Consider the following 26874-nt stretch of genomic DNA (forward strand, 5'->3'; position numbering starts at 1 on the left):
CTAACCTAAAATTCTTGATCAACGCCCTCCCGCCTCCCCTCGAACATGGAAGGTCCGCTATGCGCACCCTGATGCGGCGCCTGGCCGTCGCCGCCGCGCTCGTCCTGGGTCTCGCCACGGCCGCCGCCTGCGGCGACGACGAACCCGCCGGCGGCCCCGGCGGCTCCGGCGGCGCGGCCGGGGCGTTCCCCGTCACCGTCACCCACAAGCTCGGCTCCGCGGAGGTCGAGTCCGCGCCGAAGCGGATCGTCGCGCTCGGCGAGGTCGACCAGGACGCGCTGCTCGCCCTCGGCGTCACGCCCGTCGGCATGGCCGAGCTGACCGGCGTCCAGCCCGACGGACTCGCCCCCTGGAGCGCGCCCAGGCTGACCGGTGAGAAGCCCAAGCTGCTCAAGGCCGGTGAGGCGGGATTCAACCTGGAGGAGATCGCCGCGCTGCGGCCCGACCTGATCCTCGCCGCCGGCGACTTCGCCATCGACAAGGAGTACGGCAAGCTCTCCAAGCTCGCCCCGACGCTCGCCTACCAGACCGGCCCCGCCGAGGACTCCTGGCAGCAGATCACCCGGCAGGTCGCCGCCGCGATCGGCCGCCCCCAGGACGGAACGAGGCTCGTCGCCGACGTGGAGTCGAAGATCGCCCAGGTGAAGACGAGGCACCCCGAGCTGAAAGGCAAGGAGTTCGCGTTCACCAGCGTCTTCCCCAACGGCAACATCGGCGTGATGAAGTCCGGCGCCGACACGAGCGTGAAACTGCTCCAGCAGTTCGGCATGACGCTCCCGGAGTCGCTGAGGAGGCTGCCCGGCGACGGGTTCGCCGCCGAGCTGAGCCTGGAGAAGGTCTCCGTCCTGGACGTGGACGTCCTGATCAGCCACTACAACGACGACCCCGCCACCCAGAAGAAGATCGAGGCCAACCGGCTGTTCGCCGGCCTCGGCGCCGTCGAGCGCGGCTCCTACGTGCCGCTCGACCTGAAGTCGTTCTGGCCGCTGCGCACCCCCACCCCGCTCGCCGTCCCCTACGTGGTCGACCAGGTCGTCCCGAAGATCGCCAAGGCCGCGAGCGCGGCGAAGCCCGCCTGATGCCGGAGGAGCGCATGCACACCCCCGTCCGCGACGTGGTCGGCATCGGGTTCGGCCCGTCCAACCTGGCGCTCGCCGCCGCGCTGGAGGAGGAGCACGGCGGCGCCGACGCGGTGTTCTTCGAGAAGCAGCCCGCGTTCGGCTGGCACCGCGGGATGCTGATCGACGGCGCCACGATGCAGGTCCACTTCCTCAAGGACCTGGTGTCGCTGCGCAACCCCGCCAGCCCTTACTCGTTCCTGGCCTACCTGCACGCCCGGGGCCGGCTCGTCGACTTCGTCAACCACAAGACGATGTTCCCGACGCGGCTGGAGTTCCACGACTACCTCGAATGGGCCGCCGCCGCGTTCGAGGACCGCGTCCGCTACGGGGCGGAGGTCGTCTCCCTGCGCCCCCACGACGACGAGGCCCTGGAGGTCGTCGTGCGGCAGGGCGACGAGCTGGAGACGCACCTCGCCCGCGACGTCGTCATCGGCGCGGGGCTCGAACCCGTCCTGCCGGAGGGCGTCCGGCCGGGGGAGCGGATCTGGCACACCGAGGACCTGCTCACCCGGCTCGGCGAGCGCGGGGACTGGGAGCCCCGCCGGATCGTCGTGGTCGGCGCCGGGCAGAGCGCCGCCGAGGCCGTCGAGTACCTGCACCGCACGCTCGCCCGCGCCGAGGTGTGCGCGGTCTTCGCGCGGTACGGGTACTCGCCCGCCGACGACAGCCCCTTCGCCAACCGCGTCTTCGACCCCGAGGCCGTCGACCACTACTACGCGGCGCCCGGCGACGTGAAGCGGATGCTGTTCGAGTACTCGCGCAACACCAACTACTCCGTGGTGGACCTCGACCTCATCGACGAGCTGTACCGGCGCGCCTACGCCGAGAAGGTCGCGGGCGCCGAGCGGCTGCGCATCCTCAACGCCTCCCGCGTCCTGGACGTCGCCGACGGCCCCGGCGGACTGCGGGTCCGGGTCGCGTTCCTGCCCACCGGCGAGGTCACGGCCCTGGACGCCGACGCCGTCGTCTACGCCACCGGCTACCGCGAACGCGACCCGTTCGACCTGCTCGGCGAGGCGGGCGCGCACTGCCGCACCGGCCCGGACGGGCGCCCGGTCGTCGGGCGCGACTACCGCATCGCCACCGAGCCCGGCCCCGCCTGGGGCGTCTATCTGCAGGGGGCCACCGAGCACAGCCACGGGATCGCCTCCTCGCTGCTGTCCATGACCGCCGTCCGCACCGGGGAGATCGTCCGGTCCATGGCGCGGCGCTCCGCCCGCGTCGCCCCCGGCGTCTAGAGAAAGGGAAAGCCGATGACGAACCCGTTCGACGACCCCGACGGGGCGTTCCTCGTCCTCGCCAACGCCGAGGGCCAGCACTCCCTGTGGCCGGCGTTCGCCGACGTCCCCGCCGGGTGGACAACGGTCCACGGCCCCGAGTCGCGGTCCGACTGCATCGGGTACGTCGTGGACAACTGGAAGGACATCCGCCCGCGGAGCCTGGCGGCCGAGACGCCGTGACCTCCCCACAGGTCACGGCGTCTCGGCCCCGGGCTCTGGAGCGGGACGCCCGCGTTCAGCCCGGGCTCACGGCTTCGGCAGGGACGGCCGGTCCGCGAAGAACCCGGCCATGAGCTCGCTGGCGTAGTCCGGCCACTCGTGCCCTCCGCGCTGCCTGGTGCAGAGCGCGACGACGACCGGGCCGGGGCCCGTGCCGACGCAGTCGTCCGGCCCGTCCGGCACCGGCTGCGACAGCGCGGGCAGCTTGTCCACCCACCGCCAGTACTCCATGAGGAGCCGGACGGGGATGAACGGGAAATGGACGTCCGCGTCCATGTTCCCGCCGCCGTCATAGGGGACGGACGGGTCCCACGTCCCGTGGAACGCCAGCACCGACACCGGTTTCTTCGGCGTGCAGCCGATGGCCAGAGCGCCCGACACCACGGCGATGCCGGCGACCTTCTCCGCGCGCTCGCACGCGTACCGGTACGCCATGCCGCCGCCGTTGGAGAAGCCGGTGACGAAGACGCGGCGGGGGTCGGCGACGCCCTGCCGCACCAGCGTGTCGATGAGCTTGTCGAGGAACGCGACGTCGTCGACGCCGGTCCACCGGGCGAACCAGCAGCAGGCGCCCGCGTTCCAGGTGCCGAGGAGCCCGTCGGGATAGGCGACGGCGTAGCCGTGCCGGTCGGCGACCTCGTCGAGCCCGCTCTGCTTGCGGACGTACTCGGAGTCGTTCAGGCCGCCGTGCAGCGCCACGATGAGCGGCAGCGGCGTGCGGGCCTCGGGGCCCGGCGGGACGTGCAGCAGGTAGGGGCGGTTCCAGTCGCCCATGGGAATGGTGTGCCTCGATGTTCCCGGGGCGTCCTCGAACGCTCCGGCGGGCAGGGGGTGGGCGATGAGCGCCGCGAGAACCGCCACGATCATCGCCGCCCGCGCGGCGATCTTCATAGCGTGATCCAACCCCGCCGCGCCCCGCCCGGCTACGCACCTCCGCGCAGAAAAGACCGGCGTTTTTTGGCGTCTGCCGCGCAGGTCGTCGCCCGGCGCCGGGCGGGACGCGCCGCCGCGCCCTCGGCGGCGCGCTCCCGCGCGCCGGTGTCATCGCCGGAGTCCGGGGGATGAGGTGGTGGGTGCCTTCGCGACCGTGGGGACCGACTTTGGACTGCGCCGACCGGAACGGGAATGACAAGGATGCGACCTGGGGCCGATCGCGCTGGCCGAGTCTTTCTCGACTCCTTGCCGTTCGCCATGATGGCCATCGTCGCGATCGTCGACGTCCTGGCAGGTCCGAGCGTGGGCTACCTGCCGCTCCTGTCTCTCGGGCCTGCGTTCGCGAGTCTGTCGGCGAGTGTGCGCCGCACCGCGGCCGTGGGCGTGCTCGCGCTGACCCTCTGCACGGTCCTGGGGCTGTACGACCGAGTGCTGGGGACCCGGAGCAACAACCTCACGTTCGCCTCGATCAGCGGAGTCATCGCGGCGAGCATGCTCGCCAGCGCGTACCGCGTGCGCCGTGAACGGGAACTGGCGGATGTGCGCTCGGTCGCCGAGGCGGCTCAGCGCGTCCTGCTGCGGCCCGTTCCGCGGCGTGTCGGCCCGTTCCGCATGGCGGTCCGCTATGTCTCGGCGTCGGCGCAGGCGACGATCGGGGGCGACCTGTACGAGGTTGCGATGACGCCCGAGGCCGTCCGCGTCATCGTCGGCGACGTCCAGGGAAAGGGGCTGGACGCCGTGGAGACGGCGGCGGTGGTCCTGGGGGCCTTCCGGGAGGCCGCGTACGACGAGCCCGACCTGCCCGGTGTGACGGCGCGGATCGAGAAGGCGCTGACCCGGCACCTGACGAGCGAGCAGTTCGTCACCGCGGTGCTCGCCGAACTCCAGGACAACGGCGTCACACTGCTCAACCGGGGCCACCCCGCGCCCCTGCTCGTCCGTCCCGACGGGGTCGTCCGGACGCTCGACCCGCCGGTGGCCGCTCCACCGCTCGGGCTGGGCGCCCTGGTCGACGAGCCCGATTCCGTCCACTGCCTGACCATGGCCCCCGAAGATCAGATCCTTTTCTACACCGACGGCGTCGTGGAGGCGCGGGACTCCGGTGGCGTGTTCTTCCCACTGCTCGAGCGAGCGGGCGTCCTCGCCGCGCCCGATCCCGAAACGGCTCTCGACGAGCTGCAGGACGACCTGACCCGGTACGTCGGCGGCCCGATCGCCGACGACGCCGCGATGCTCCTGCTGCGGCGCCGCTGACCCGGGGCGGTGTTCGGAGGGGGACCGGAAGCGTGCGGCCCGCGGGGGCGCTCAGGCCGGCGCCCGCGTGGCCGCGGAACCGCCCGGCCTCGCGGGCCTCCTGCCCCGGACGGCGGGTCGTTGACGGCGGGGCGGTGGTGAAAATATGGTGAACCGACCGGTCGGTATGTGCGGAAATTCGTGCGGTCCGGCCGTTCCTCTCGCCGTCGCGGGCCCTCTCGGAGAATTGCCATGATGCTCAGCACGATGCAGGACTTTCCGCTGTCCGTCGCCGCGATCCTGCGGCACGGAGCGCGCGTCTACGGCCGCAGCGAGTGCGTGACGTGGACGGGCGGCGGCCCGCCCCGGCGGGCGACCTTCGCCGAGGTCGCCCGCAACGCCGAGCGGCTCGCGTCCGCCCTGGCCAGGCTGGGCGTCCGTCCCGGCGACCGGGTGGCGACGTTCTGCTGGAACAACCAGGAGCACCTGGAGGCCTACTTCGCGGTGCCCGCCATGGGGGCGGTGCTGCACACGCTGAACATCCGGCTGTTCCCCGAGCAGCTCTCGCACATCATCAACCACGCCGACGACCAGGTCGTCATCGTCGACGACAGCCTCGTCCCGCTCCTGGCGCGCGTCGTGGGCGAGCTCCCCGCCGTCGAGGCGTTCGTGGTCGTCGGGGACGGCGACGCCTCGCCCCTGGAGGCCAACGGCAACGGCGCACCCGTCCTGCGCTACCACGAGCTGCTCGCCGCGGAGGAGCCCGGCTACGCCTGGCCCGAGGTGGACGAGCGGTCCGCGGCATCCATGTGCTACACCAGCGGCACCACAGGCGACCCCAAGGGCGTGGTGTACTCGCACCGCTCCACGTTCCTGCACGCGATGGCCGTCCAGTCGGCGTCGATGGTGGGCATCACCGAGGCCGACCGCGTCCTCACCATCGTCCCGATGTTCCACGTCAACGCCTGGGGACTGCCGTACGGGGCGTTCCTGTCCGGGGCCACGCTGCACATGCCGGGCCCGTTCATGCAGCCGGAGCACCTCACGCGGTTCATCGCCGCGGAGCGCAGCACGCTGGCGTCCGCCGTCCCGACGATCTGGAACGCGATCCTGGCCCTCGGGGAGCGGGAGGAGATCGACCTGTCGTCGCTGCGGGCGGGCACCTCCGGCGGGGCCGCCGCCCCCCGGGTCCTGCTGGAGCGCTTCGAGCAGCGGTACGGGCTGCGCATCATCCAGGGCTGGGGCATGACGGAGACGAGCCCGCTCGGCGGCATGGCGTTCCCGCCGCCCGGCGTCGAGCCCGGGACCGAGGAGGACATGGACTGGCGGCTGAAGTCCGGCCGCGTCGCCGCCGGCGTGGAGATGCGCATCGTGGACGACTCCGGCGCCGAGCTGCCCTGGGACGGCGAGTCCGTCGGCGAGATCGAGGTGCGCGGGCCGTGGATCACCGGCGCCTACCACCGCGACCCGGCGCCCGCGAAGTTCGACGACGGCTGGCTGCGCACCGGCGACATCGGCACCATCGACGACCGCGGCTTCTTCCAGATCACCGACCGCGCCAAGGACGTCATCAAGTCGGGCGGGGAGTGGATCTCCTCGGTGGAACTGGAGAACCACCTGATGGCCCATCCCGCCGTGGCAGAGGCCGCCGTCATCGGCATCCCCGACGCCCGCTGGGACGAGCGCCCCCTCGCCTGCGTCGTCCTGCGCGAGGGCGCCGAGGCCGACGCCGGGGAGCTGGCGTCGTTCCTCGCGGACAAGGTCGCCCGCTGGCAGGTCCCGGAGTACTGGACGTTCCTGGAGGAGATCCCGAAGACCACGGTCGGCAAGTTCGACAAGAAGCCCCTGCGCGCCCGGCACCGGGACGCGGCGCTCAAGATCCACCACGTGGACCGCTGACGCCCGCGGGCCGCCCGCCGGTCCCGCGGCTACTTTTCCAGGCCGCGCAGGAACAGGTCCACGTAGTGCTCGCTGATGGCGGCCGTCTTGAGGCGGCCGCCCGGGCGGTACCAGGCGCCGATCTGGTGGACGGTCCCGAAGAAGAAGTGGACGGCGATGTCGGCGGGCGTCTCGGTGCGGAACGTGCCCTCGCGCTGGCCCTCCTCGACCAGGGCGCGGAACCGCTCGTGGTAGCGGCGCCGCTCGGCGCGGACGGCCTCGCGGCGGTCGCGGGAGAGCAGGTGCGTCGAGCGGAAGAAGACGGTGAAGTCGTCCAGGTAGAGGAACGAGGTGTTGAGGACGTCGACGGCGGCGGCGCGGAGCCTCTCGGCGGCCGTGCCGGGACCGTCCGCGATCTGCTCCAGCCGGGACATCTGCAGGCCGAGGAGCCGGTGGTAGATCTCGTAGAGGAGGTCGTCCTTGGAGCCGAAGTAGTGGTACATCGCCCCCTTGGTCACGCCGGCGGCGTTCACGATCTCCTGGACCGAGGTGCTCTCGAAGCCCTTCTCGGCGAACATCCGGACCGCCACGGCCAGCAGCCGGTCGGGCAGCGGCAGGGTGCCGGAGATCCGGCCCGCGGGCGCCTGCGTCATCACTCCACCTCCGCCGTCCGGGAGTCCCCCGGGGTCTCGTGCCGCCCCGGCGCGGCCGCCCGCAGAACGCCGATCAGCCTACCGCCGGGCGGGGATTCGCCGCGGCGGGCCTCGGACGAGTGCGAATCGCCTGTTGACCGGAGCGCCCGGTGATTCTATCTTCATGGAACCGACCAGTCGGTATGTGCATTTTCGGCCTCGGGGGATTCGCGCTGATTCATCGGCGAGGTGAGGCGACATGTCCGGCTCTTCTACGATCCTGGAACTGCGAGAGGTGACCGTCCGCTTCGCCGGGCTGGTCGCATTGGACGGCGTGTCGCTCACGGCGACCGAGGGCCGCGTCACCGGGGTGATCGGCCCGAACGGCGCAGGCAAGACGACGCTCTTCAACGTCGTGTGCGGTTTCGTCCGCCCGGACGCGGGCGAGGTCCGCTGGCGGGGCCGCGCGCTCCGCCGGCACCGCCCCCACGACCTGACCCGGCTCGGCATCGCGCGCACCCTGCAGGGGCTCGGCCTGTTCCCGGGGCTGACCGTGCTGGAGAACGTGATGGTCGGCGCGGAACCGCACGCGCGGGCCGGGTTCTGGTCCGGTCTGTTCGCGCTGCCGCGCGCCGACCGCGACGAGGCGGCCCTGCGCGAGCGGGCCATGGCCCGGCTGGCGGAGCTGGGCGTGGCGGGCGAGGCCGCGCGGCCGCCGGGGGAGCTGCCCTACGGCGTGCAGAAGCGGGTCGCGCTGGCCCGCGCGCTCGTGGCCGAGCCCGACCTGCTGCTGCTGGACGAGCCCGCCGCCGGGCTGTCGGCCGCCGAGATGGACGAGCTGGCCGAGCTGATCCGCGGGCTGCGCGGCGGGCCCGCCGTCGTCCTCGTCGAGCACCACATGGACCTCGTGATGAGCGTGTGCGACCAGGTGGTCGTGCTCGACTTCGGCAAGGTCATCGCGAGCGGGCCGCCCGACCGGGTCCGCGACGACCCGGCCGTCCTCGACGCCTACCTCGGCGAGGAGGTCGCCGGTGCTTGAGGTGAAGGACCTCACCGTCTCCTACGGCGCCGTCCGCGCGCTCGGCGGCGTGGACCTGTCGGTCGCGGAGGGCTCGGTCACCGCCGTGCTCGGCGCCAACGGCGCGGGGAAGACCACGCTGCTGCGCGCGGTCTCCGGGCTGCTGCGGCCCCGCTCGGGGCGGGTCGAGCTGGACGGCGCGGACATCACCGGGCTGCCGGTCGAGGAGGTCGTCCGGCTCGGCGTCGCGCACGTCCCGCAGAACGGCGGCGTCATCACCGAGCTGACCGTGCAGGAGAACCTGCGGCTCGGCGGGCTGTGGCGGCGCGACCGGGCGGCGCTCGCGCGGCGGATCGCCGACATGTACGAGCTGTTCCCGCCGCTCGCGCAGCGGCGGTCCCGCACCGCCGCCACCCTGTCCGGCGGCGAGCGGCAGATGCTCGCGCTCGCCCGGGCGCTGACCGGCGCGCCGCGGCTGCTGCTGGTGGACGAGCCGTCCCTCGGCCTCGCGCCGCGGGTGGTCGCCCAGCTGATGGCCGTGCTGCGGAGGCTGTGCGACGAGGACGGCCGGACCGTGCTGCTCGTGGAGCAGAACGCGCGCAGCGCGCTGTCGGTCGCCGACCGCGCCGTCGTCCTCGACCTCGGCTCCGTGGTGGCGGACGAGGCCGCCGCCGTCCTCGCCGCCGACGACCGTCTCCGCCACGCCTACCTGGGGTTCTGATGGTGCGCTTCATCAATCTCACGCTCGTCGGCATCACCTCCGGGGCGGTGTTCGCGGCCGTCGCGCTCGCGCTGGTGCTGATCTGGCGCTCCACCCGCGTCGTGAACTTCGCCCAGGGCGGCATGCTGATGTTCACGACGTTCCTCGCCTGGAGCGTCATCGACGCCGGCGGCTCCTACTGGCTCGCGCTCGGCGCCGCCCTCGCGTCCGGGCTGGTGCTGGGCGCGGTCGTCGAACGGGTCGTGGTACGCCCCGTCGAGAACAAGCCGCCGCTGAACGCCGTCATCGTCACGCTCGGCCTGCTCGTGCTGCTGCAGGCGGCCGCGGGCATGATCTGGGGCGACACGCCTCACTCCTACCCGCCCGCCCTCACCATCAAGGGCCTGTCCGTCGGCGGGACGCGGCTCCAGCTGTCCCCGTTCGACCTGTTCGTCATCGGCGCCGTCGCCGCGGTCATGGTGCTGCTGACGCTGCTGTTCGTCCGCACCGACCTCGGGCTGCGGCTGCGCGCCTCGGCCTTCGCGCCCGAGATCGCCCGCCTGCAGGGCGTGCGCGTCGGCCGGATGCTGACCCTCGGATGGGCGCTCGCCGCGCTCGTCGGCTCGCTCGCCGGGGTGCTGATCGCCCCGTCGGTGTTCGTCGGGCCCTCCCAGTTCGACGCGATGCTCGTCTTCGGGTTCACCGCCGCCGTGATCGGCGGGCTGGACAGCCCCGCGGGCGCCGTCACCGGCGGGCTGCTGCTCGGCTGCGCGCTCAGCTACGTGTCCGGCTACCTCAGCTCCGACCTGGTGGCCTTCGGGGCGCTCGCCGCCCTCATCACCGTCCTGATGATCAGACCGAACGGCCTGTTCGCCGCGAGCACCGGACGGAGGGTGTGATCCCATGACCGCGCCTGTGCGCGGCGTCCTGCGCCGCTCGACCCTGGCCCGGCACACGTCCGGCGCCCTGCTCGCGATCGCCGTCCTGTACCTGCTGACCACGGCCGCCGGCCCCTACCGGGACCTGCAGATCGCGCAGGCCGCCTACCTCACCTGCGCGGTCGCCGGCCTGACGGTGCTGACCGGGCTCGGCGGCCAGATCTCCCTCGGGCACGGCGCGTTCATGGCGGTCGGCGCCTACACCGCCGCGCTGGTCATCGGGCACTGGGGCTGGCCGCTCGCGGCGGTCCTCGCGGCGGCGGCCGGCGTCACCGCGGTCGCGGGCACGGTGGTCGGCGCCGTCGCCGCGCGGCTGCACGGCCCCTACCTGGCCGGCGCCACCCTCGCCTTCGCCGTCGGGCTGCCCGGCCTCGCCAACTACAAGCCGCTCGCCGGCGCGCTCGGCGGCCAGAACGGGCTGACGATCGCTCCGCCGGTCCCGCCCGCGGCGCTCGGCGCCGCGTTCCCGCTGGAGCGCTGGCAGGCGTGGATCTGCTGCCTCGGCGCCGTCGCCACCCTGTTCCTGCTCGCCAACCTGACCGGCGGCCGGTTCGGGCGGACGCTGCGCGCCGGCCGCGACGACGAGATCGCCGCCGCGCTGAGCGGGGTCCGCGTGGCCCGGGTGCGGATCGCCGCGACCGTCGTCTCGGCGGCCTGCGCCGGGCTCGCCGGCGGGCTGCTCGCCCTGGTCGCCACGCTGGCGGCGCCTGGCGCGTTCCCGCTCACGCTGTCCCTCCAGCTCATCGCCGCCATCATCATCGGCGGGCTCGGCACCCTGCCGGGCGCCGTGTGGGGCGCGCTGATCCTGGTCTACGTGCCGACCTGGGCGGCGGACCTGTCGTCCTCGTCCGGCCTCTCGCACAACATCGCGTCGAATCTGCCCCTCGCCATCTACGGCCTCGTCCTCATCGCGGTGACGCTGGCCTTCCCGCGCGGCGTCCAGGGAGGGCTCCGCGACATCGGCGGCGCCGTCCGGCGCCGTGCACGCGCGAGGCGCGACCTGGCTCCCGGGTCGCACGGTCCCGCGCCAAGGGACACATCGGGGCCCACCACAACGCACTCAGGAGGAGCAGATGAAGCGACCCCGGACCAGGCGGGCGCTCGCCCTGATGACCGCGGCGACGCTGGCGGTCGCGGCGAGCGGCTGCGGCGGTGACGGAGGCGGCGGCGGGTCGGCGCCCGGCGTGACCGCCACCACCGTCACGATCGGCAGCCACCAGCCGCTGACCGGGCCGGCCGCGCCCGGCTACAGCGCCAACTCCGCGGCGTCCAAGGCGTTCTTCGACTACGTCAACGCGAACGGCGGCGTGCACGGGCGCAAGATCGTCTACAAGTACGTGGACGACGGCTACAACCCGACGCAGACCGTCAGCGTGACGCAGAAGCTCGTCCTCCAGGACAAGGTGTTCGCGATCTTCAACGGGCTGGGCACGCCCACGCACTCCAAGGTCGTCGACTACCTGAACGCCCAGCGCGTCCCGGACCTTTTCGTCGCGTCCGGCTGCGGCTGCTGGGACCAGCCGGACAAGCACCCGCAGACGTTCGGCTGGCAGGTCGACTACATCCGCGAGGGCAAGATCCTCGGCGACCACGTCAAGAAGACCTTCGCGGGGAAGAAGGTCGCCTACTTCTTCCAGAACGACGACTTCGGCCAGGACGGGGTGAAGGGCCTCGACAAGTACATCCCGAAGGACCAGGTCGTGTCCCGGCAGTCCTACCAGCCGGGCGGCACCGACATCGGCGCGCAGGCGCAGGCGATCGCCCAGTCCAAGGCGGACGTCGTCGTGCTGTTCAGCATCCCCACCTACACGGCGCTGTTCCGGCTCGCCGCGCTGAAGCTGAACTACAAGCCGACGTTCGTCGTCAGCAACGTCGGGTCCGACCCGATCACCCTCACCGGGCTGCTGGAGAGCTTCGCCAAGAAGGGCGGCAGCGAGGTCGAGGGCAGTCCGCTCATCCAGGGCATGGTCACCGACGGCTACCTGGCGGCGCCCGGCGACACCGCCAACAGCTGGACGGCGCTGTTCAAGAAGATCCACGACCAGTACATCCCGAAGCTGCCGTTCAACGGCAACATCGTCTACGGCATGTCGGTCGCCTACACCTTCGTGCAGGCGCTCCAGGCGGCGGGCGAGAACCCGACCCGCAAGGGCGTCGTCGAGGCGCTGGAGAAGTCGCACTTCACCGGGCCGGGCGTCGTCCCGTTCGCCTACAGCGCGCAGTCGCACGCCGGGTACACCGGGGCGGTGATCGGCACGATCAAGGGCCAGAACGTCGTGCCGCAGGGGCAGCCGCTCACGACCGACGACGGTGACGGGCCGATCCAGCCCTACACGGCCCCGCAGCCGCAGGCGCCCGCGAACGGCGTCCCCGCCGCGGGCTGACGCGCCCCCGCCGCCGTCCCGCGCCCCTCCCGCGCGGGACGGCGGCCGGACGCCGGCGAGGGCTCCGGCCCCCTCAGGCGCGGACGACCTCCGGCCCGGCGGCGGCGAGGTCGGCGGCGAGGTCGGTGTCCAGCCCGGTGTCGGTGATCAGCACGTCGATGTCGGCGAGGCCGCCGAACCGTACGAGGTGGTCATGGCCGATCTTGGTGCGGTCGGCGAGCAGCACCCGCCGCCGCGACGAGGCGATCATCGCCCGCTTCACCGCGGCCTCGGCCTGGTCGGAGGTCGTCAGCCCGCGCTCGACCGAGCAGCCGTTCGTGGCCATGAACGCCACGTCCACCCACAGGTCGGCGAGCGGGCGCAGCACCCAGTCGTCCACCGTGGCGAGCGTGCGGCCGCGCACCCGCCCGCCGAGGATGATCACGGTGAGGTTGGGGCGGGTCGCCAGCACCGCGGCGTGCGGCGGTGAGTTCACGATCACGGTCAGCTCGCGGTCCGTCGGCAGCAGCTGGACGAACCGGGCGGTGGTCGTGCCGGCGTCCACGATGATCGACCCGTCGGCGGGCAGCTCCTCCAGCGCCGCCTTGGCGATGCGCTGCTTCTCCTCGGTCATCACCGCGTCCCGCGCCGCCAGCTCCGGCTCGAACCCGAGCCGCTCGACGGGCATCGCGCCGCCGTGCACGCGCCTGACCGTCCCGGCCCGCTCCAGCACGGTCAGGTCGCGGCGGATCGTCTCGGTCGTGACCGAGAACTCCTCGGCGAGCGCGACGACGTCCACCCGGCCCTTCGAGCGCGCCAGCGCAAGGATCGCCTGCTGCCGTTCCTCGGCGTACATGACCGTCGTCCCATCCGTTCCGTCTGCGTTCCGGTGCGCGTTCATTCTGCCGGGTCCCCGGGACGGTCAAGCGGGCTGTTCGGCATCCAGGTCGCGGGCGAGCAGGCCGGCGAGCTCGTCGAGCGCGGTTCCCGCCCCGTCGCCCTCGGCGGCCAGGATCACCTCGGTGCCCTGGCGCGCGCCGAGCGAAAGCACGCCGAGGATGCTGTTCGCCGGGACGGGCGCGCCGTTCCCGACCCGGATGGACACCGGCACCGGCTGCCGCGCCGCCGCCTGGACGAAGAGCTGCGCCGGGCGGGCGTGCAGTCCCTGCGCCGCGGCGATGACGACGTTCCGTTCGGCCATGGCCGTCTCCCTCACGGTTCGATGGTGACCTTGATCGCGGCGCCCCGGACGACCAGGTCCAGGGCGTCGTGCAGAGCGTCCAGCGGAAGCCGGTGGGTGATCAGGTCCTCCACGGGCACCCGGCCGGACCCGATCAGCTCCAGCGCGCGGGCGTTGTGCGCGGGACTCGACCCGTTCGCGCCCACCAGGGACAGTTCCCGGTAGTGGACGCGGTTGGCGTCGACGGAGATGACCGGGGCGTCCTTGGGCAGCCCGCCGAACAGGCTCACCCGGCCGCCGGGCGCCACCAGCCGCTGCGCCTGCTCCTGCGCGGCGCCGGACGCGGCGGCGGTGATCGCGACGTCCGCGCCGCGCCCGCCGGTCCGTTCGAGGATCTCCTCGACGGCGTCGGCGGCGCTCCCGTCGATCGCCGCGTCCGGCTTCACGATCGCGGCGGCCTGGTGCAGCCGCTCGGCGTTGACCTCCACGAGGAACACCCGGGCGGCGCCGCGGGCCCGGGCGACCCGCACGTGCAGGCAGCCGACCGGGCCGGAGCCGAACACGACCACGTCGTCGCCCTCGCCGACCCGCGCCAGCTCCTGGCCGTTGAGGACGCAGGCGAGCGGCTCGGCCACCGACGCCTCGGCGAACGACACGCCGTCCGGGATCCGGTTCACCCCGTCCACCGCGAGCACCTTCGCCGGGACGACCATGTACTCGGCGAACGCGCCGTCGTAGTGGTATCCCATCGACTCCTGCGCGGTGCAGACCGTCATCCGGCCGCGGCGGCACTCCGAGCACGTCCCGTCCGGGATCGCGGCGATGACCTGGACGCGGTCGCCCGCCGCCCAGCCCTCCACGCCCGGCCCGGTCTCGGTGACCTCGCCGGCGATCTCGTGGCCCATCACCCGCGGCGGGACGATGTGGTGGTGGCCGAACCGGGAGATCTTGACGTCGGTCCCGCAGGTGGAGCAGTTGCGGACGCGGATCTTCAGCTCGCCGGGCCCGGGCGCCGGTTCGGGCGCGTCCTCCAGGCGGATGTCGCCGGGAGCGTAGAAACGGGCGACCTTCATACGGGATGTTCCTGTTCTGTCGGTTGCGGTTCTTGCGTTTCCTGCGGTGCGAGCAGGGCGAGGACCTGCCCGGGCTCGGTGGCCTCGCGGAGCGTCCGTGCCCGGACCGGGTCCATGAGCACCTGGGCCAGCTCGGCGAGGATCTCCATGTGCCCGTCGCCGCGCGCGGCGATCGCGATGCAGACGGTGACGGGGTGGCCGTCCCAGTCCGTCCCGTCCGGGAACCTCACCACGGCGAGCGCGTCGCGGTGGATGAGGTCGCGGCCCACGGACGTGCCGTGCGGGATCGCGACCCCTTCGCCGAGATAGGTGGAGATCGAGCGTTCTCTCTCCAGCATCGCGTCGATGTAGGCGGGTTCGACGGCGCCGGTGTCGACGAGTACCTGCCCGCAGACGCGGATGGCGTGGTCGCGGCCGCGGGCCCGCGCGTCCAGCCGGATCGCCTCGGGAGCGAGCAGGCCGGCGGCGCCGTCAGACACCGATCTCGCCGCCGTCCTTGATCGCCTTGACCAGCCGGTCGACGGCGGGGTCGCCGAGATAGACATCGAACGCGACCACCGGGGTGCCGCCGGCGCCGCGGCGGGCGCGGGCGGCGAGGCCGGTGTGGCAGACGACCACGTCGGCGTCGGCGGGGATCCTGTCGACGGGCGTGTGCTCGACCGTCACGTCGTTCTTCTTCAGCGCCTTGCGGAGCTGCCCGGCCAGCATGACGCTGCTGCCCATCCCGGCGTCGCAGGCGATGACGAGCTTGCGGATGTCCTTGCCGTTCATCGTGGGTGTGCCTTCCATCAGTGGGCGGTCGTTTCCCTGGCGTCCGCGGCCTCCTCGCCGGCCTCCGCGTCCGGGGCGGTCTCCGCATCCTCGCCGTCCGCGCCCTCGGTGCGCGGCTCGGCGAGCTTTCCGAAGCCGAGCAGTGCGGCGCCGACGCCGAAGGAGACGGCGGCGGAGGCGAACAGGCCGGTGTAGACGCCGATCCACGTCCCGACGCCGCGGGGCGTCTCCGCGAGGTAGGCGAAGATGCTGCCGGGCGACGGCACCGCGACCAGCCCGGCGCCGGTCGCGACGAAGATCGACACACCGGTGACACCGCCCGCCATCGCGGCGAGGATCATCCGCGGCTTCATCAGGATGTAGGGGAAGTAGATCTCGTGGATGCCGCCGAAGAAGTGGATGATGATGGCCGCCGGGGCTGAGGGGCGCAGCCGCCGCGGCCCGAAGAACCAGTAGGCGAGCAGCACGCCGAGGCCGGGGCCTGGGTTGGACTCCAGCATGAACAGCACGGACTTGCCGTGCTCGGCGGCCTGCTGCACACCGAGGGGGCTGAGCACGCCGTGGTTGATGGCGTTGTTCAGGAACAGCACCTTCGCGGGCTCGATGACCAGCGAGGTGAGGGGGAGCACGTCGTGGTCGACCAGCCGGCTGACGCCGTCGCCCGCCCACTCGGTGAAGGTGTTCATCACCGGGCCGATGACCCGGTTGCCCGCGACCGCCATGGCGCCGCCGATGATCCCGGCGGAGAAGTTGTCGACCAGCATCTCGAACCCGGCCCGGACCCGGTCCTGGACGAGGCCGTCGAAAAGCTTGAGCAGGTACGCGGCGAGCGGGCCGATGATCATCGCGCCGAGGAACATCGGCACGTCGGCGCCGACGATGATGCCGACGGTGGCGACCGCGCCGACGACGGCGCCGCGCTGGCCGTGCACCATCCGGCCGCCGGTGTAGCCGATCAGCAGTGGCAGCAAAAACTTGATCATCGGGTCGACCAGCTCGCCGAGATCCTTGTTCGGCAGCCAGCCGGTCGGGATGAACAGGGCGGTGATCAGGCCCCAGGCGATGAACGCGCCGATGTTCGGCATCACCATCCCGGCCATCTTGCCGCCGAGCCGCTGGACGTGCGCTCGGAGCCCGCTTCCGGCGGGCTCGGGGGTGTAGGTGGTGGCCATCTCGGCCTCCTGTCGATCGAGGGTGGGGTGGGTCCTGCTCGTAGGGGGCGGGGGGAGGAGGCGTCAGGTGAGGAGGGGCCGGGCGAGGTCGGGGCGCGCGTGGATGCGGACGATGTCGCGCCGCACGTCGTCCGCGCCGGGCATCCGGCTCGCCGGCATCCGCACCGCGGCCGCGCCCCAGGCGAGGCCCTCGGCGAGGGCGCGGGGGCCCCGGGCTCCGGCGGCGAGGAACCCGGCGAGCAGGGCGTCGCCCGCGCCGACGGTGCTGCGCGGGCGGGCGACGGGCGCCTCGCCGGTGAGCACGCCGTCGCCGTCGACGAGCACCGCGCCCTGCGGGCCCAGGCTGACCAGGACGGCGCGGGCCCCCCACGCCCGCAACTGCTCCGCCGCCTCGACCGCGTCGGCCACGGTGTCGACCGGGCCGCCCGCGGCCTCCGCGAGCTCCTCCCGGTTCGGTTTGACCAGGTCGGGCGCGGCGGCGACGGCGGCGCGCAGCGCCGGGCCGCTGGTGTCGACCGCGACGCGGACGCCGCCCGCCGCGAACCGGCGGCACATCCGCGCGTAGGTGCCGTCCGGCACGCCCGGCGGCAGGCTGCCGCAGCCGACGATCCAGCTGGCGGAGCCGGCCGCGGCCGCCACCGCGGCGCCGACCTCGTCCAGCTCCCCGGGCGACAGGGGGCCGCCGGGCTCGTTCAGCTTGGTGACGACGCCGCCGGGCTCGACGATCGTGACGTTGGACCGGGTCCGCCCGCCGACGCGGACGGCGTGCACCCGCAGGCCCTCGGTCTCCAGCAGCCGGCGCAGCTGGTCGCCGTCCGCGCCGCCCACCGCGACCACGGCGGCGGACCCGACGCCGTTGGCCAGCAGCGCGCGGGACACGTTGACGCCCTTGCCGCCCGGGTCCAGCCGTGCGGACCGGGCCCGGATGACCGCGCCGCGGGTCAGCACGTCCACCTCGATCGTGCGGTCGAGGCTGGGGTTGAGCGTCACCGTCACGATCATGCGCCGCGCGCTCCCGGCTCCATGTGGGTTCCCTTCTGTTTGAGTTTGATTTTCTTTGTTTTAGTTCTGTTTGCCGCCGGGGTCAAGAGGGGGCGGGGCCCGAAATCCGGCGAGCGGGGCCGAGGGCGGGGGCGGACGCGGGAAGAACGGGCCGGGTCATGGTCGTCTTGTCCATCGGTGGGCAGGATCATCTGTGGTGGGCGGTGCGATGCGCGAGGCGGGAGGGGCGTCGTGGTCCGGAGCGAGGCGGTCGCGTCCGGGACGGGGGACGAGCGGGACGGGGGGCGGGCCGCGTCGGCCGCGCGGGAGATCGCCGCCGCGCTGGCCGTCCTGGTGGTGTACCTGGTGTTCACACACGCGTTCAGCGGGGACCGCGCCGCCAGCGACGCGCACGGGCGCGCGCTGCTCGACTTCGAGCGCTGGGCGCGCCTGGACGCCGAACGCGCGCTCAACGACCTGCTCGCCCGGCACGGGCGGCTCGGGGCCGTCGCCGCGTGGGAGTACGCCACGACATACGTGATCGGCACCTTCGGATTCCTCGCCTACCTGTGGTGGAGGCGGGACCCGGCGTACGCGTGGGCGCGCAACACGCTGATCTGGGTGACGCTGATCGCGATCTGCTGCTTCGCGCTGTGGCCCACGACCCCGCCGCGGCTGCTGCCGGGCGAGGGCTACACCGACGTCATCGCGACGCACCACCCGCCCGCCACCTGGGGCACCGAGATGGTGTCCGCGGGGGCGAACCCCTACGCGGCGATGCCGAGCCTGCACATCGGCTGGGTCGCCTGGATCGGGGCCGCCGCGCTGCGGGCCCGGTGCGGCGCCGTCCTCACCTGGCTCTGCGCGCTGCACCTGGTCGTGACCGGACTGGTGATCGTCTCCACCGCCGCGCACTACGTCGTGGACATCCCCGGCGGGCTCCTGCTCATCCCGGCCGCCGCCGGCGCGGAGCGGCTGCGCGCCGGCCTCGCGGGCGCGCGCCGCCCGCCGGACGCCGGCACCGGGCGGGCCCCCGGGACGCGGCAGCGGATCGCCGCCGCCGACTCCTTCTTCCTGTACGTCGAGAGCGAGAACGTCCCGCAGGTCGTGGGCGGCGTCGCCGAGTTCGACGGCCCGGGCCCCTCGGCCGAGCGGGTGCGCGCGCTGATGCGCGAGCGGCTGCCCCATCTGCCGCGCCTCACCCAGCGGGTGCGGTCCGGCGGCGTCCTGCGGCGTCCGCGCTGGGTGGAGGCCGGCGCCGTCGACCTGGGCCGGCACGTCCAGGAGGTGGACCTCCCGCCGCCCGGCGGGCGCGCCGCCCTGAACGGCCTCGTCGCCCGGCTGATCGCCGAGCCCCTCGACCGCGACCTGCCGCTGTGGCGGTTCTGGCTCGTCCGCGGCGGACCCGGCGGCCGGGACGCCGTCGTGGTGCTGTTCCACCACGCCGTCGCGGACGGGATCGGCGTCGTCGACATCCTGCGCGGCATCCTCGAACCCCGCCTCCCGGAGGCGGTGCCGGAGCGCGGCCCCCGGGGGCTCGCGCGCGCCGCCACCGTCCTGCCGGGGCTGGTCCTGCTCGGCCTCGACGGGACCGCCCCGACCGTGTCCGTCACCGGCGCCCTCGGCCCCGAGCGCGTCTTCGGCACCGCCTCGCTGCCGCTCGACCGCGTCCGGGACGTCGCCCGCGCGGCCGGCGTCCGGGTCACCGACGTGCTCCTCGCGCTCGTCGGCGAGACCTTCGCGGACGTGCTGGACGGGCGCGGCGAGCGGCCCGGCGGCCGCCCCCTGCGCGCCGCCGTGCCGATGACCCTGCGCGTGCCCGCGCCGCCCGGCCGGGGCCGAACGGCCGTGCCCGGCAACCTGACCGCCGCGCTGCGGCTGGACGTCCCGGTCGGGCCGATGCCCGCCCGCGACCGCCTCGCGGCCGTGCACGCGGCGGCCGAACGGCGCCGCAGATCCGGCCGGGCGCCCGCGAGCACCGCCGCGATGCGCCTGATGGGCGCGCTGCCGCCGCCGCTGCACGCCCGCGCGGCCCGCCGGACCTACCGCGCCCGCTTCTTCGGCGGCATCGTGTCCAACATGCCGGGACCGCCGCTGCCGATGTCGCTCGCGGGCGCGCCGCTCGGGGACGTCCACCCGATCCTGCCGCTCGCCGACGGGGTGCCGTTCGCCGTGGGCGCGCTGAGCTGGAACGGGGCGCTGCACGTCTCGGTCACCGGCGAGCCCGGGATCCTGCCCGAGTCGGCGCGGCTGCCGGACGGACTGGAGCGGGCGTTCGCGCGGCTGGCCGCGGCCGTGGAGGCGGCGGGCGCCGGCAGCGGCGCGCAGAGCGGGACGGCCTGATGGCCTGGGCGATCGGCTTCAGCCTGCTCGCGGCGCTGCTGTTCGCCGCCGCGGCGGCGCTGCAGTACCGCGCCGCGAGGCGGGCGGTGCACGGCGGATCGGACGCGTCCGCCGCCCACGGGCTGATCCGCCGGCTGGTCCGCGACCCGGTGTGGCTGACCGGGTGGGGGGTCAACCTCGCCGGGTTCTGCGCGCAGGCCGTCGCGCTGCACTTCGGGTCGACCGCCGTCGTCCAGCCGCTGCTGGTCACCCAGCTGGTCTTCACGATCGCGCTCGGCACGATCGGCACGGGGCGCCGCCCCGCGCGGCTGGACCTGCTCGGCGGCATCGCGGTGTCCGCGGGCCTCGCCGTCCTGTTCACGGTGCCGGGCGCGATCCCGCCCCAGGGCGAGCCCTCCAGGCCGCGGATCCTCCTCGCCGGGCTCGTCGCCGCGCCCGTCGTCCTCCTGCTGTCCCGGGCGGCGTGGCTGCGCAAGGGCCCGGTGCGGGCCGCGCTGCTCGGCGTCTGCGCCGGCCTGTGCTTCGCGGCGACCGCCGTGCTGATCAAGCTCACCACCGCCGACCTGGTCGATCGCGGCGTCGCGGCCACCGCGGTGGACTGGCCCGGCTACGCGCTGGCGGGCAGCACGCTGCTCGGCCTGGTCCTCGAGCAGCGGGCGTTCGCGGCCGGGTCGCTGCCCGCCGCGATGACCGCGATGACGATGACGAACCCCATCGCCTCCTACCTGGTGGCCGCCTTCGCCTTCCAGACGCTGCCGCCCCGGACGGCCGCCGCGTTCACGGCCCTGTCGTGCAGCGTGCTCCTGCTCACCGGAGGCGTCGCGCTGCTGTCGCGGTCCGCGCACGCGGCGCGGGAGGGCGATACGGTGCCCGAACCCTCCTGAAAGGACATCCCTTGATCACCCGACGCGCCCTCGTCCTCGGCGGGCTCGGCGGCATCGGCGCCGTCGCGGCCACGGGCGGCACCGCCTACGCGCTGGTGGAGAACGAGGTCCTTCCCGGAAAGGTCCGGCTCGACCGCGCGCTCGGCAGGTGCGGCGACGCGCCCGCGCCGCCCGCCGCGTCCGTCGAAGTCGAACCGGTGACGTGGCGCTCCGCCCGCCGCGGCACGACCGTCACCGCGACCATCGTCCCGCCCGCCGCGAACCGGCCGCTGCGCGGCCTGCCGGTGGTCGTCGCGCTGCACGGCACCGGTGAGACCGGCTCGTCCCTCGTGCGGAACCTGGCACTGGACCACTACCTGCCCGACGCCGTCGCGCGCGGCGGGGTCCCCCCGTTCGCCCTGGTGAGCGTCGACGGCGGGCGCGACACCTACTGGCACCCCCGCGCCGGCGGCGACGACCCCCTCGGCATGGTCGTGGACGAGCTGCTGCCGCGGCTGCGCGAGCGCGGCGCCTGGACCGACCGCGTCGGCGCCATCGGCTGGTCGATGGGCGGCTACGGCGCCCTCCTGCTGGCCCGCCGCCTCGGCCCCGCGCGCACGGCCGCCGTGGTCGCCGCGTCCCCGGCCCTGTTCGGCTCCTACGAGGACGCGATCGCCGCCAACCGCCGCTCGTTCGACGGAGCCGCCGACTACGACCGCAACGACGTCTTCCGCGCGCTGGACGAGCTGAAGGGCGTTCCGCTGCGCGTCGACTGCGGGACGAGCGACCCGTTCGCCGACCGGGTGCGCGAGTTCCGCGAGCGGGTCCGGCCCGAGGGCGGGCTGGAGGGCGGCTGCCACGACGCGGCGTACTGGCGGCGGCGGCTCCGCCCCCAACTGGCGTTCCTCGGGCACCGCCTGGCCGCCCGCTGACCGCCGGTCACGCCGTCCGCTCGGCGCGGCCCGTCCGCACCAGCCAGCTCAGCAGCAGCATGAGGTCGAGGCGGCCGTCCGGCTCGGTGAACCGGCCGCCGGTCAGCTCGGTGATGCGGCGCAGCCGGTACCGGACGGTCTGCTCGTGGATGTGCAGCCGCTCGGCGGCGATCACCGCGTTGTCGCCGCACTGCAGGTAGGTCAGCAGCGTCTCGGCGAGCGGCTGCCGGCGCGCGGGCGGCAGCTCCAGCAGCGGCCCGAGCACGGCTCCGGCGGTCGCGCCGACGAGCTCGTCCGCCGTGAGGGTGGCCAGCGACGCGATGTGGTCCACGCACCGGACGGGGCCGCCGGCCGGAAGCAGGCCCCGCTCCGCCAGCGTCAGGGCGTGCCGGGCCCAGCGCAGCGAGACCGCGCCCTGCCCGACCGGGACGGTCGGGCCGACCGCCGCCGTGCCGAGCCTGCGCAGTGCCGGCCACAGCCGGTCCTGGCCGGGGCCCTCCGGGTCGGGCACCACGAGGAAGGGGACGGGCGCCTCCCAGTCGGCGAGCACGGCGGGCGGCAGGATCCGGGCCCCGGCGGGCGCCCCCGAGGGCAGCGCCACGAGCGCGATGCTCTTCGGCAGCTCCCACCGGGCCGCTACCGCCAGGTCGGCGATCGCCTCGTGCCCGGGCGGCGGTTCGGCGACCAGCAGGTCGCGGAGCCGGTCGCGGCGGCGCTCCCGCTCGGTCGCCAGCTGCCCCTGCTCGCGGGCGTAGCCCTGTGCGGCGGCGTCGGCGACCCGCGCCAGCAGCATGAACAGCGAGTCGGTCAGCCGGCCCAGCGTCTCGCGCGACCAGCCGAGCCGGTAGGCGTCCTTGATGAACCGGCGGCAGGCGACCTGGCTGCTCACGCGCATCGCGTTCTGCAGCGCCGCCAGGCTCCGGCCCTGCCGCGCCTCCTCCTCGCCGAGCCGCATGTACATCTCGGTGATCTTCCGCGCGTCCGCGGTCGGGTGGTCGACGGAGTCCACGAAGAACGCGACGGTGTCGCTGACCGTCCGCTCCACCCTCCGGGCGTACTCGCCCCCGTCGGCGCCGGCGTACTCGGGGACCTGGTCGCGGATCTCCCGCTCCATCTCGTCCACGGCGGCCTGGAGGTGCTGCCGCAGCACGTCGGGCAGCTCGGCGGGCATCGGCCCTTCTGTCATCCGTTGTCCGATCGGCGGGGTGGGCTCGGGCGAATCACCCTAGGCAAGAAAGCGCACCCTGTCATCACCCGTGCCGCCCCCGACCGGGCGGTCAGGGCCGGCGGTCAGGACGTGGCCGGCTGCGGCGCCGGGGCGGGGGCGGGGGCGGGGGAGCGCCGCCGCGCCGTCAGGCGGCGTCCGAGGTCCTGGGCGGGGCGCTCGACGTAGCGGTGGGCCAGCGCCGCCGAGGTGAGGACGGTCGCCAGCAGCACCACGCCCCACGCCGCCCGGACCGGCGCCGACAGGCCCCAGGTCTCGCGTCCGGCGGCGTGCCAGACCGCCTGGATGACCAGCGGGTGCAGCAGGTAGACCGAGTAGCTGACGAGGCCGAGCCACACGAGGACCCGCGGCATGGCGAGGTTCCGCAGGGCGAGGCCGGCCAGGAACGTCAGCCACGCGGCGCCCACGGCGATGGACCAGTCCAGGCCGAGGGGGTTCGGGTTGGCGTGCAGGGCCCAGCTGGTCGGCGCGCGCATGCCCGCCGCCAGCGTCAGGACGGGGACGATCGCCACCATCGCGGCGGCGCGGCCGGGCCGGAGGCGCCCGTCCTGGATGCCGCGGATCGCGGTCCCGGCGAACATGGTGGCGATGATGCACAGGCTCTCGATGGCGCCGATGCGGCTGTTCAGCACCAGGAGGACGAGGGCCAGCGCGGCCACCACGGCGACGCCCGCCCGCCGCAGCCCGCGGTTCCGGCTGACCATGGCGGCCAGCCCGCCGGCGAGCAGGAGCGCGGCGGCCAGGACCGTCCCGCCCGGCCATCGGGAGGCCAGCAGCCCGGACGGCAGCGCGACCCCCAGGATCGCCGCGCCCACCCCGAAGCCGAGGGCCACCCGGGCGCTGGCGCGGTGCACGCCGGCGACGAACATCGCCGTCACGAGGAGGTAGAAGACCATCTCGTAGGACAGCGTCCAGAAGACGTTGACGACGTTCGGCACGCCCAGCAGGTCCTGCAGCATCGTCAGGTGCGCCAGCGCGGACGCCCAGGGCCGGTCGCCGATCGGCGCGGGCAGCCCGTAGGAGAGGCCGGCCGCCCCGAGCACCAGCGCGAGCGCCACCGCCACGCCCCATGCCGGATACAGCCGGAAGAACCGCCCGGCCCAGAACTGCCGGACGCTGCCGCGCCGCTCCAGCGAGAACGGCACCACGTAGCCGCTGACGAGGAAGAACACGAACACCCCGTACCGGCCGAAGTCGAACCACGGCCCGGTGGCCCGGCGGACCTCGGGCAGCAGCACGTCCAGGGAATGCTCGAACACCACCACCAGTGCGGCGAGGCCGCGCAGCGCGTCCAGCCAGCCCATGCGGGGCGCCCGCGCCGGGGGAGCGCCGATCGTCTTGTCCGGAGGGGTGAGGATGTTCGTCGGCATCCGGGCCACGATAGGGGCCGAACCGTTACCGTTTCTAACGGGCAAATGAGATTTCTCTGAATCGCGGTTCCTCTCGCTGACACAGCGTCACGGCGTCCGGACGCCGGAGGAGCGTCGGGAGCAGGGCGGCCGCGGCGAACCGGAGGCGGCCGCCGGGCCGGACGGCGGACCGAATGGGTGTGAGCAACCCCACAACCGCGCTCAGCGGATGCCGACGGCGCCGTACATGACCGGTTCGCTCGCGGGCCCGTCGGCGGCGAGCGGCGTCACTCCGGGCGGCAGCGGGCGGAACGGCCCGAGGAGCCGCGCGACCTCGGCGCCGCCCCGCGGACGCACCGGGAGGGAGGTCGCCTCGCGGTAGAGCCGCGCGGCCTCGCCGACCGCGCCGGGGGCGAAGTCGGCCGTGGCGTGCGAGACGACCAGCGCGCTGCCGGGCGCGGTCGCCGCCGCGAGCCCGGCGACGATGTCCTTCGCGCCGGGGACGAAGTGCAGGACGCTGGAGAACACCAGCGCGACCGGCTCGGCGGGGTCGATCAGCCGCCGGACCTCGGGGCTGTCCATGATCGCGCCGGGGTCGCGGATGTCGGCCGGCAGCGCCGCGAGGTTCCCGCCGTCGATGAGCAGGGCGCGGGCGTGCGCGATGACGAGCGGGTCGTGGTCGACGTAGACGACGCGGGTGCCGCCGGTGCGGCGCGCCGCCATCTGGTGCACGTTGTCGGCCTTCGGCAGGCCGCAGCCCAGGTCGACGAACTGCCGCACGCCGCGTCCGGCGAGCAGCGCCACGGAGTCCGCGAGGAAGGCGCGGGCGGCGCGGGCGGCGCCCGCGGCCTGCGGCAGGACCCGCAGGATCCGCTGCGCGAGGTCCCGGTCGGACGCGTAGTTGTCCTTGCCGCCGAGGAGGTAGTCGTGCACGCGTGCCGGACCCGGCCTGTGCAGGGCGAGCGGCGTCTCCGGCGCCCTCGCGCGGACCATGGGCATGGTGCTTCACCTGTCGCCTTCACCAGAGGGGGTCGGTGCAATGGCTCACTTGCGACGGTAGGCCCGCGGGCCGGGTCCGGGGCCGCCGCGTCCGGTGGTCGGGCCGAAACCCGCCGCGCGCGTGGCCGCATCGGGCCAACCGGGTTTGGCGCGCGCCCGCGCGGGGTCTGCGGCGGACTGCCGCGGGGCGGGCCTTTCTCGCCGCATGGACATTCCTGACAATTGGCCTTTTCTGGCCATGACAACCACTTAACCGGAGATGCCGGGCCGCGGTGGAGAGCCCCCGGGGTCAGCGCTCGGGGTCGCGCCACATGAGCCAGACCGGCGGGCACCCCTTGCCCGGCAGCGGCAGCTCGCGCGTCACCCGGAAGCCGAACCGCTCGTAGTAGGGGACGTTCAGCTCCTTCGAGGACTCCAGGTAGGCGGGCAGGCCCTCGGCGTCGCAGCGGTCGAGCCGCGAGCGCAGCAGGGCGGCGCCGAGGCCGTTGCCCTGCGCCGGGGGATCGGTGCCGAGCACCGCCAGGTACCAGTGCGGCTCGGGCGGGTGGTGCTTCTCCATGGCGCCGAGCGTGCGGAGGGTGGCGGGCGTCCGCGCGCCGAGGATGCGCAGCAGCGGCACCGTGTGGGCCGCCTGCAGCCGCAGGGGCACGCTCCACCGACCGGGCGGGTCCCACAGCGCGGCGGCCTCCGGCGCGTTCCCGCGCCCGGCGGCCTCGGTGGCGCCGTGGGGGAGGTGCACCCGGCGCAGCAGGATCCCGAACAGCGCGGTCATCCGCCGTACGCGGGTGGCGTCGTCCGGCAGGAGCCAGCGCCAGACCGGGTCGTCGTCGAAGGCGCGTCCGAGGACGGCCGCGAGCGTGTCGGCGTCGGCGTCGGCCGCCGTGCGGACGGCGGGTGACGGGCGGGGCTCGGTCGTCATGCGCGGCCTCCTCGGGGACGCGCTGATCCTCACCGGCGCGCGGCCCCGCGTCAAGGAGGCGTCACGCGCGGGCGCAGTGCTCCGCCCGCGCCGCCGCCAGGTCGTCCAGGACGAGCGAGACGCCGATCCCGACCAGCCAGGTGTCCTTCGCGAGCGGGATGCCCTGCGGGGAGGGGCGCAGCCCGCGCCCCTGCCGCATGCCGGGCAGCCGCAGGTACAGGCCGGCCAGCCCAGAGGAGAAAGCAGTGAGCGCGGCCCCCGCGAGCAGGGAGGGCACGAGCGGGACCAGCAGCGCGGTGCCGAGTGCGACCTCCGCCCTGCCGAGCATGCGGGTGAAGTCCTTCGGGTCCTTCGACTCCAGGAACGGGTAGGCGGTCTTCGCCGTCCCGTGGGTCTGTTCGGCGGCCCCCTCCAGGTCCTGGAGCTTCGACAGGCCGGAGTTCAGGACGAACGCGCCGACGGCCAGCCGGACGGGCATCTGGTGAGCGCGGGCTAGAAGACGCATCGTTCCCCATTAGCGATCGGAAGACCGGGCGCAGGGCATCATTCCCGCCGGCCGTCCCCTCCACCTGATGGCCGGGTCAAGTCTCGGCCTGCCTTCGCGCGGAGGCGAGCCGCCGCGCGGGGCGGGCTACCACGCGGGGAGCAGGCGCCCGCCCGCGGATGCTCCGCGCGGGGCAGCGGGGAAGCCTCCGGGCGGCCGACGACGGCGCCGGTGCCGCCGTCGCACGATCGGTGCGTCGTCGAGAGAG

27 protein-coding genes are annotated in these 26874 nt (G+C 74.2%); 13 read left to right on the forward strand and 14 right to left on the reverse strand.

The window, feature by feature from the left end; translation table 11 throughout:
• Positions 1-59 precede the first annotated feature (59 nt).
• Genes ABWI07_RS20255 through ABWI07_RS20265 form a run of 3 tightly spaced genes read left to right on the forward strand, consistent with a single transcriptional unit; the run spans position 60 to position 2581 of the window.
• Positions 60-1079, forward strand: coding sequence for an iron-siderophore ABC transporter substrate-binding protein (locus tag ABWI07_RS20255; protein ID WP_200841798.1), 1020 nt, complete (start codon positions 60-62; stop codon positions 1077-1079).
• Positions 1080-1093: 14 nt separating this feature from the next.
• Positions 1094-2359 carry a lysine N(6)-hydroxylase/L-ornithine N(5)-oxygenase family protein gene (locus ABWI07_RS20260; protein ID WP_353819480.1) on the forward strand — a complete coding sequence of 422 codons (1266 nt, stop codon included), beginning with the start codon at positions 1094-1096 and terminating at the stop codon, positions 2357-2359.
• Positions 2360-2374: 15 nt separating this feature from the next.
• Complete coding sequence (locus ABWI07_RS20265; RefSeq protein ID WP_149258718.1) at positions 2375-2581, forward strand: MbtH family protein; 207 nt, start codon at positions 2375-2377, stop codon at positions 2579-2581.
• 66 nt (positions 2582-2647) lie between these two features.
• Here the strand turns inward: ABWI07_RS20265 and ABWI07_RS20270 are convergent, their stop codons facing one another.
• Positions 2648-3511: a CE1 family esterase gene (locus ABWI07_RS20270; protein ID WP_353819481.1), complete on the reverse strand. Its 864-nt coding sequence runs from the start codon at positions 3509-3511 to the stop codon at positions 2648-2650.
• A 288-nt stretch (positions 3512-3799) separates the two neighbouring features.
• Here ABWI07_RS20270 and ABWI07_RS20275 point away from each other — a divergent pair, with 288 nt between their 5' ends.
• Both ABWI07_RS20275 and ABWI07_RS20280 read left to right on the forward strand, forming a co-directional pair.
• The gene (locus tag ABWI07_RS20275) at positions 3800-4807 is read left to right on the forward strand and encodes a PP2C family protein-serine/threonine phosphatase (protein ID WP_353819482.1); all 1008 of its coding nucleotides are present in this window, start codon (positions 3800-3802) and stop codon (positions 4805-4807) included.
• Positions 4808-5038: 231 nt separating this feature from the next.
• Positions 5039-6685: a long-chain fatty acid--CoA ligase gene (locus tag ABWI07_RS20280; RefSeq protein WP_235036704.1), complete on the forward strand. Its 1647-nt coding sequence runs from the start codon at positions 5039-5041 to the stop codon at positions 6683-6685.
• A 29-nt stretch (positions 6686-6714) separates the two neighbouring features.
• Here ABWI07_RS20280 and ABWI07_RS20285 read toward each other — a convergent pair whose 3' ends face one another.
• Complete coding sequence (locus ABWI07_RS20285) at positions 6715-7317, reverse strand: TetR/AcrR family transcriptional regulator (protein ID WP_149258715.1); 603 nt, start codon at positions 7315-7317, stop codon at positions 6715-6717.
• Between the two features lie 238 nt (positions 7318-7555).
• Here ABWI07_RS20285 and ABWI07_RS20290 point away from each other — a divergent pair, with 238 nt between their 5' ends.
• Genes ABWI07_RS20290 through ABWI07_RS20310 form a run of 5 tightly spaced genes read left to right on the forward strand, consistent with a single transcriptional unit; the run spans position 7556 to position 12336 of the window.
• On the forward strand, positions 7556-8335 hold the full coding sequence (locus tag ABWI07_RS20290) for an ABC transporter ATP-binding protein (protein WP_149258714.1): 780 nt from the start codon (positions 7556-7558) through the stop codon (positions 8333-8335).
• Positions 8328-9035: an ABC transporter ATP-binding protein gene (locus ABWI07_RS20295; RefSeq protein ID WP_149258713.1), complete on the forward strand. Its 708-nt coding sequence runs from the start codon at positions 8328-8330 to the stop codon at positions 9033-9035. Before ABWI07_RS20290 ends, ABWI07_RS20295 begins: the two co-directional genes overlap by 8 nt.
• Positions 9035-9913, forward strand: coding sequence for a branched-chain amino acid ABC transporter permease (locus ABWI07_RS20300; protein WP_149258712.1), 879 nt, complete (start codon positions 9035-9037; stop codon positions 9911-9913). The genes ABWI07_RS20295 and ABWI07_RS20300 overlap by 1 nt, the downstream gene beginning before the upstream one ends.
• Positions 9914-9917: 4 nt before the next feature.
• Positions 9918-11108: a branched-chain amino acid ABC transporter permease gene (locus tag ABWI07_RS20305; protein WP_353819483.1), complete on the forward strand. Its 1191-nt coding sequence runs from the start codon at positions 9918-9920 to the stop codon at positions 11106-11108.
• Positions 11026-12336 (forward strand): ABC transporter substrate-binding protein, encoded by a 1311-nt coding sequence (locus tag ABWI07_RS20310; protein WP_149258710.1) that lies wholly within the window; start codon positions 11026-11028, stop codon positions 12334-12336. The genes ABWI07_RS20305 and ABWI07_RS20310 overlap by 83 nt, the downstream gene beginning before the upstream one ends.
• Before the next feature lie 73 nt (positions 12337-12409).
• Here the strand turns inward: ABWI07_RS20310 and ABWI07_RS20315 are convergent, their stop codons facing one another.
• The 7 genes from ABWI07_RS20315 to pfkB form a co-directional block, all read right to left on the reverse strand.
• Positions 12410-13171 (reverse strand): DeoR/GlpR family DNA-binding transcription regulator, encoded by a 762-nt coding sequence (locus ABWI07_RS20315; RefSeq protein WP_149258709.1) that lies wholly within the window; start codon positions 13169-13171, stop codon positions 12410-12412.
• A gap of 66 nt (positions 13172-13237) precedes the next feature.
• Positions 13238-13516, reverse strand: coding sequence for an HPr family phosphocarrier protein (locus tag ABWI07_RS20320; protein WP_149258708.1), 279 nt, complete (start codon positions 13514-13516; stop codon positions 13238-13240).
• 11 nt (positions 13517-13527) lie between these two features.
• Positions 13528-14568 (reverse strand): zinc-dependent dehydrogenase, encoded by a 1041-nt coding sequence (locus tag ABWI07_RS20325; RefSeq protein WP_149258707.1) that lies wholly within the window; start codon positions 14566-14568, stop codon positions 13528-13530.
• Positions 14565-15047, reverse strand: a complete 483-nt coding sequence (locus ABWI07_RS20330; protein WP_353819484.1) for a PTS mannitol transporter subunit IIA — start codon at positions 15045-15047, stop codon at positions 14565-14567. The genes ABWI07_RS20325 and ABWI07_RS20330 overlap by 4 nt, the downstream gene beginning before the upstream one ends.
• Complete coding sequence (locus ABWI07_RS20335; protein WP_353819485.1) at positions 15040-15357, reverse strand: PTS sugar transporter subunit IIBC family protein; 318 nt, start codon at positions 15355-15357, stop codon at positions 15040-15042. The genes ABWI07_RS20330 and ABWI07_RS20335 overlap by 8 nt, the downstream gene beginning before the upstream one ends.
• The gene (gene mtlA / locus ABWI07_RS20340; RefSeq protein ID WP_149258704.1) at positions 15357-16511 is read right to left on the reverse strand and encodes a mannitol-specific PTS transporter subunit IIC; all 1155 of its coding nucleotides are present in this window, start codon (positions 16509-16511) and stop codon (positions 15357-15359) included. The genes ABWI07_RS20335 and mtlA overlap by 1 nt, the downstream gene beginning before the upstream one ends.
• A gap of 63 nt (positions 16512-16574) precedes the next feature.
• On the reverse strand, positions 16575-17513 hold the full coding sequence (gene pfkB / locus ABWI07_RS20345) for a 1-phosphofructokinase (RefSeq protein ID WP_149258703.1): 939 nt from the start codon (positions 17511-17513) through the stop codon (positions 16575-16577).
• Positions 17514-17744: 231 nt separating this feature from the next.
• Here pfkB and ABWI07_RS20350 point away from each other — a divergent pair, with 231 nt between their 5' ends.
• Genes ABWI07_RS20350 through ABWI07_RS20360 form a run of 3 tightly spaced genes read left to right on the forward strand, consistent with a single transcriptional unit; the run spans position 17745 to position 21630 of the window.
• Positions 17745-19835, forward strand: coding sequence for a bifunctional phosphatase PAP2/O-acyltransferase family protein (locus tag ABWI07_RS20350; RefSeq protein ID WP_353819486.1), 2091 nt, complete (start codon positions 17745-17747; stop codon positions 19833-19835).
• Entirely contained in the window at positions 19835-20719 is an 885-nt protein-coding gene (locus tag ABWI07_RS20355; RefSeq protein ID WP_149258701.1) for a DMT family transporter, read from the forward strand. Before ABWI07_RS20350 ends, ABWI07_RS20355 begins: the two co-directional genes overlap by 1 nt.
• Positions 20720-20730: 11 nt before the next feature.
• Positions 20731-21630 carry an alpha/beta hydrolase gene (locus tag ABWI07_RS20360; RefSeq protein ID WP_353819487.1) on the forward strand — a complete coding sequence of 300 codons (900 nt, stop codon included), beginning with the start codon at positions 20731-20733 and terminating at the stop codon, positions 21628-21630.
• A 7-nt stretch (positions 21631-21637) separates the two neighbouring features.
• Here the strand turns inward: ABWI07_RS20360 and ABWI07_RS20365 are convergent, their stop codons facing one another.
• The 5 genes from ABWI07_RS20365 to ABWI07_RS20385 all read right to left on the reverse strand — a co-directional run bounded on the left by ABWI07_RS20365 (position 21638) and on the right by ABWI07_RS20385 (position 26627).
• Positions 21638-22801: a PucR family transcriptional regulator gene (locus tag ABWI07_RS20365; RefSeq protein WP_160160877.1), complete on the reverse strand. Its 1164-nt coding sequence runs from the start codon at positions 22799-22801 to the stop codon at positions 21638-21640.
• 119 nt (positions 22802-22920) lie between these two features.
• On the reverse strand, positions 22921-24225 hold the full coding sequence (locus tag ABWI07_RS20370; protein WP_353819488.1) for an acyltransferase family protein: 1305 nt from the start codon (positions 24223-24225) through the stop codon (positions 22921-22923).
• 201 nt (positions 24226-24426) lie between these two features.
• Positions 24427-25203: an SAM-dependent methyltransferase gene (locus tag ABWI07_RS20375; RefSeq protein ID WP_353819489.1), complete on the reverse strand. Its 777-nt coding sequence runs from the start codon at positions 25201-25203 to the stop codon at positions 24427-24429.
• 289 nt (positions 25204-25492) lie between these two features.
• Entirely contained in the window at positions 25493-26122 is a 630-nt protein-coding gene (locus tag ABWI07_RS20380; RefSeq protein ID WP_353819490.1) for a GNAT family N-acetyltransferase, read from the reverse strand.
• A gap of 61 nt (positions 26123-26183) precedes the next feature.
• On the reverse strand, positions 26184-26627 hold the full coding sequence (locus ABWI07_RS20385) for a DoxX family membrane protein (protein ID WP_149258696.1): 444 nt from the start codon (positions 26625-26627) through the stop codon (positions 26184-26186).
• Between the last annotated feature and the right edge of the window lie 247 nt (positions 26628-26874).

Origin of the sequence: Actinomadura sp. NPDC000600 (assembly GCF_040492135.1) — a bacterium.
GTDB lineage: Bacteria > Actinomycetota > Actinomycetes > Streptosporangiales > Streptosporangiaceae > Spirillospora.

Coding starts and splice junctions, on each gene's coding strand:
- ABWI07_RS20315 (WP_149258709.1), bottom strand. CDS start 13,171: ATGTACGCCGAGGAACGGCAGCAGGCGATCCTTGCGCTGGCGCGCTCG.
- ABWI07_RS20255 (WP_200841798.1), top strand. CDS start 60: ATGCGCACCCTGATGCGGCGCCTGGCCGTCGCCGCCGCGCTCGTCCTG.
- ABWI07_RS20290 (WP_149258714.1), top strand. CDS start 7,556: ATGTCCGGCTCTTCTACGATCCTGGAACTGCGAGAGGTGACCGTCCGC.
- ABWI07_RS20265 (WP_149258718.1), top strand. CDS start 2,375: ATGACGAACCCGTTCGACGACCCCGACGGGGCGTTCCTCGTCCTCGCC.
- ABWI07_RS20335 (WP_353819485.1), bottom strand. CDS start 15,357: ATGGAAGGCACACCCACGATGAACGGCAAGGACATCCGCAAGCTCGTC.
- ABWI07_RS20325 (WP_149258707.1), bottom strand. CDS start 14,568: ATGAAGGTCGCCCGTTTCTACGCTCCCGGCGACATCCGCCTGGAGGAC.
- ABWI07_RS20260 (WP_353819480.1), top strand. CDS start 1,094: ATGCACACCCCCGTCCGCGACGTGGTCGGCATCGGGTTCGGCCCGTCC.
- ABWI07_RS20365 (WP_160160877.1), bottom strand. CDS start 22,801: ATGCCCGCCGAGCTGCCCGACGTGCTGCGGCAGCACCTCCAGGCCGCC.
- pfkB (WP_149258703.1), bottom strand. CDS start 17,513: ATGATCGTGACGGTGACGCTCAACCCCAGCCTCGACCGCACGATCGAG.
- ABWI07_RS20280 (WP_235036704.1), top strand. CDS start 5,039: ATGATGCTCAGCACGATGCAGGACTTTCCGCTGTCCGTCGCCGCGATC.
- ABWI07_RS20310 (WP_149258710.1), top strand. CDS start 11,026: ATGAAGCGACCCCGGACCAGGCGGGCGCTCGCCCTGATGACCGCGGCG.
- ABWI07_RS20300 (WP_149258712.1), top strand. CDS start 9,035: ATGGTGCGCTTCATCAATCTCACGCTCGTCGGCATCACCTCCGGGGCG.
- mtlA (WP_149258704.1), bottom strand. CDS start 16,511: ATGGCCACCACCTACACCCCCGAGCCCGCCGGAAGCGGGCTCCGAGCG.
- ABWI07_RS20385 (WP_149258696.1), bottom strand. CDS start 26,627: ATGCGTCTTCTAGCCCGCGCTCACCAGATGCCCGTCCGGCTGGCCGTC.
- ABWI07_RS20375 (WP_353819489.1), bottom strand. CDS start 25,203: ATGCCCATGGTCCGCGCGAGGGCGCCGGAGACGCCGCTCGCCCTGCAC.
- ABWI07_RS20355 (WP_149258701.1), top strand. CDS start 19,835: ATGGCCTGGGCGATCGGCTTCAGCCTGCTCGCGGCGCTGCTGTTCGCC.
- ABWI07_RS20370 (WP_353819488.1), bottom strand. CDS start 24,225: ATGCCGACGAACATCCTCACCCCTCCGGACAAGACGATCGGCGCTCCC.
- ABWI07_RS20320 (WP_149258708.1), bottom strand. CDS start 13,516: ATGGCCGAACGGAACGTCGTCATCGCCGCGGCGCAGGGACTGCACGCC.
- ABWI07_RS20285 (WP_149258715.1), bottom strand. CDS start 7,317: ATGACGCAGGCGCCCGCGGGCCGGATCTCCGGCACCCTGCCGCTGCCC.
- ABWI07_RS20305 (WP_353819483.1), top strand. CDS start 9,918: ATGACCGCGCCTGTGCGCGGCGTCCTGCGCCGCTCGACCCTGGCCCGG.
- ABWI07_RS20270 (WP_353819481.1), bottom strand. CDS start 3,511: ATGAAGATCGCCGCGCGGGCGGCGATGATCGTGGCGGTTCTCGCGGCG.
- ABWI07_RS20380 (WP_353819490.1), bottom strand. CDS start 26,122: ATGACGACCGAGCCCCGCCCGTCACCCGCCGTCCGCACGGCGGCCGAC.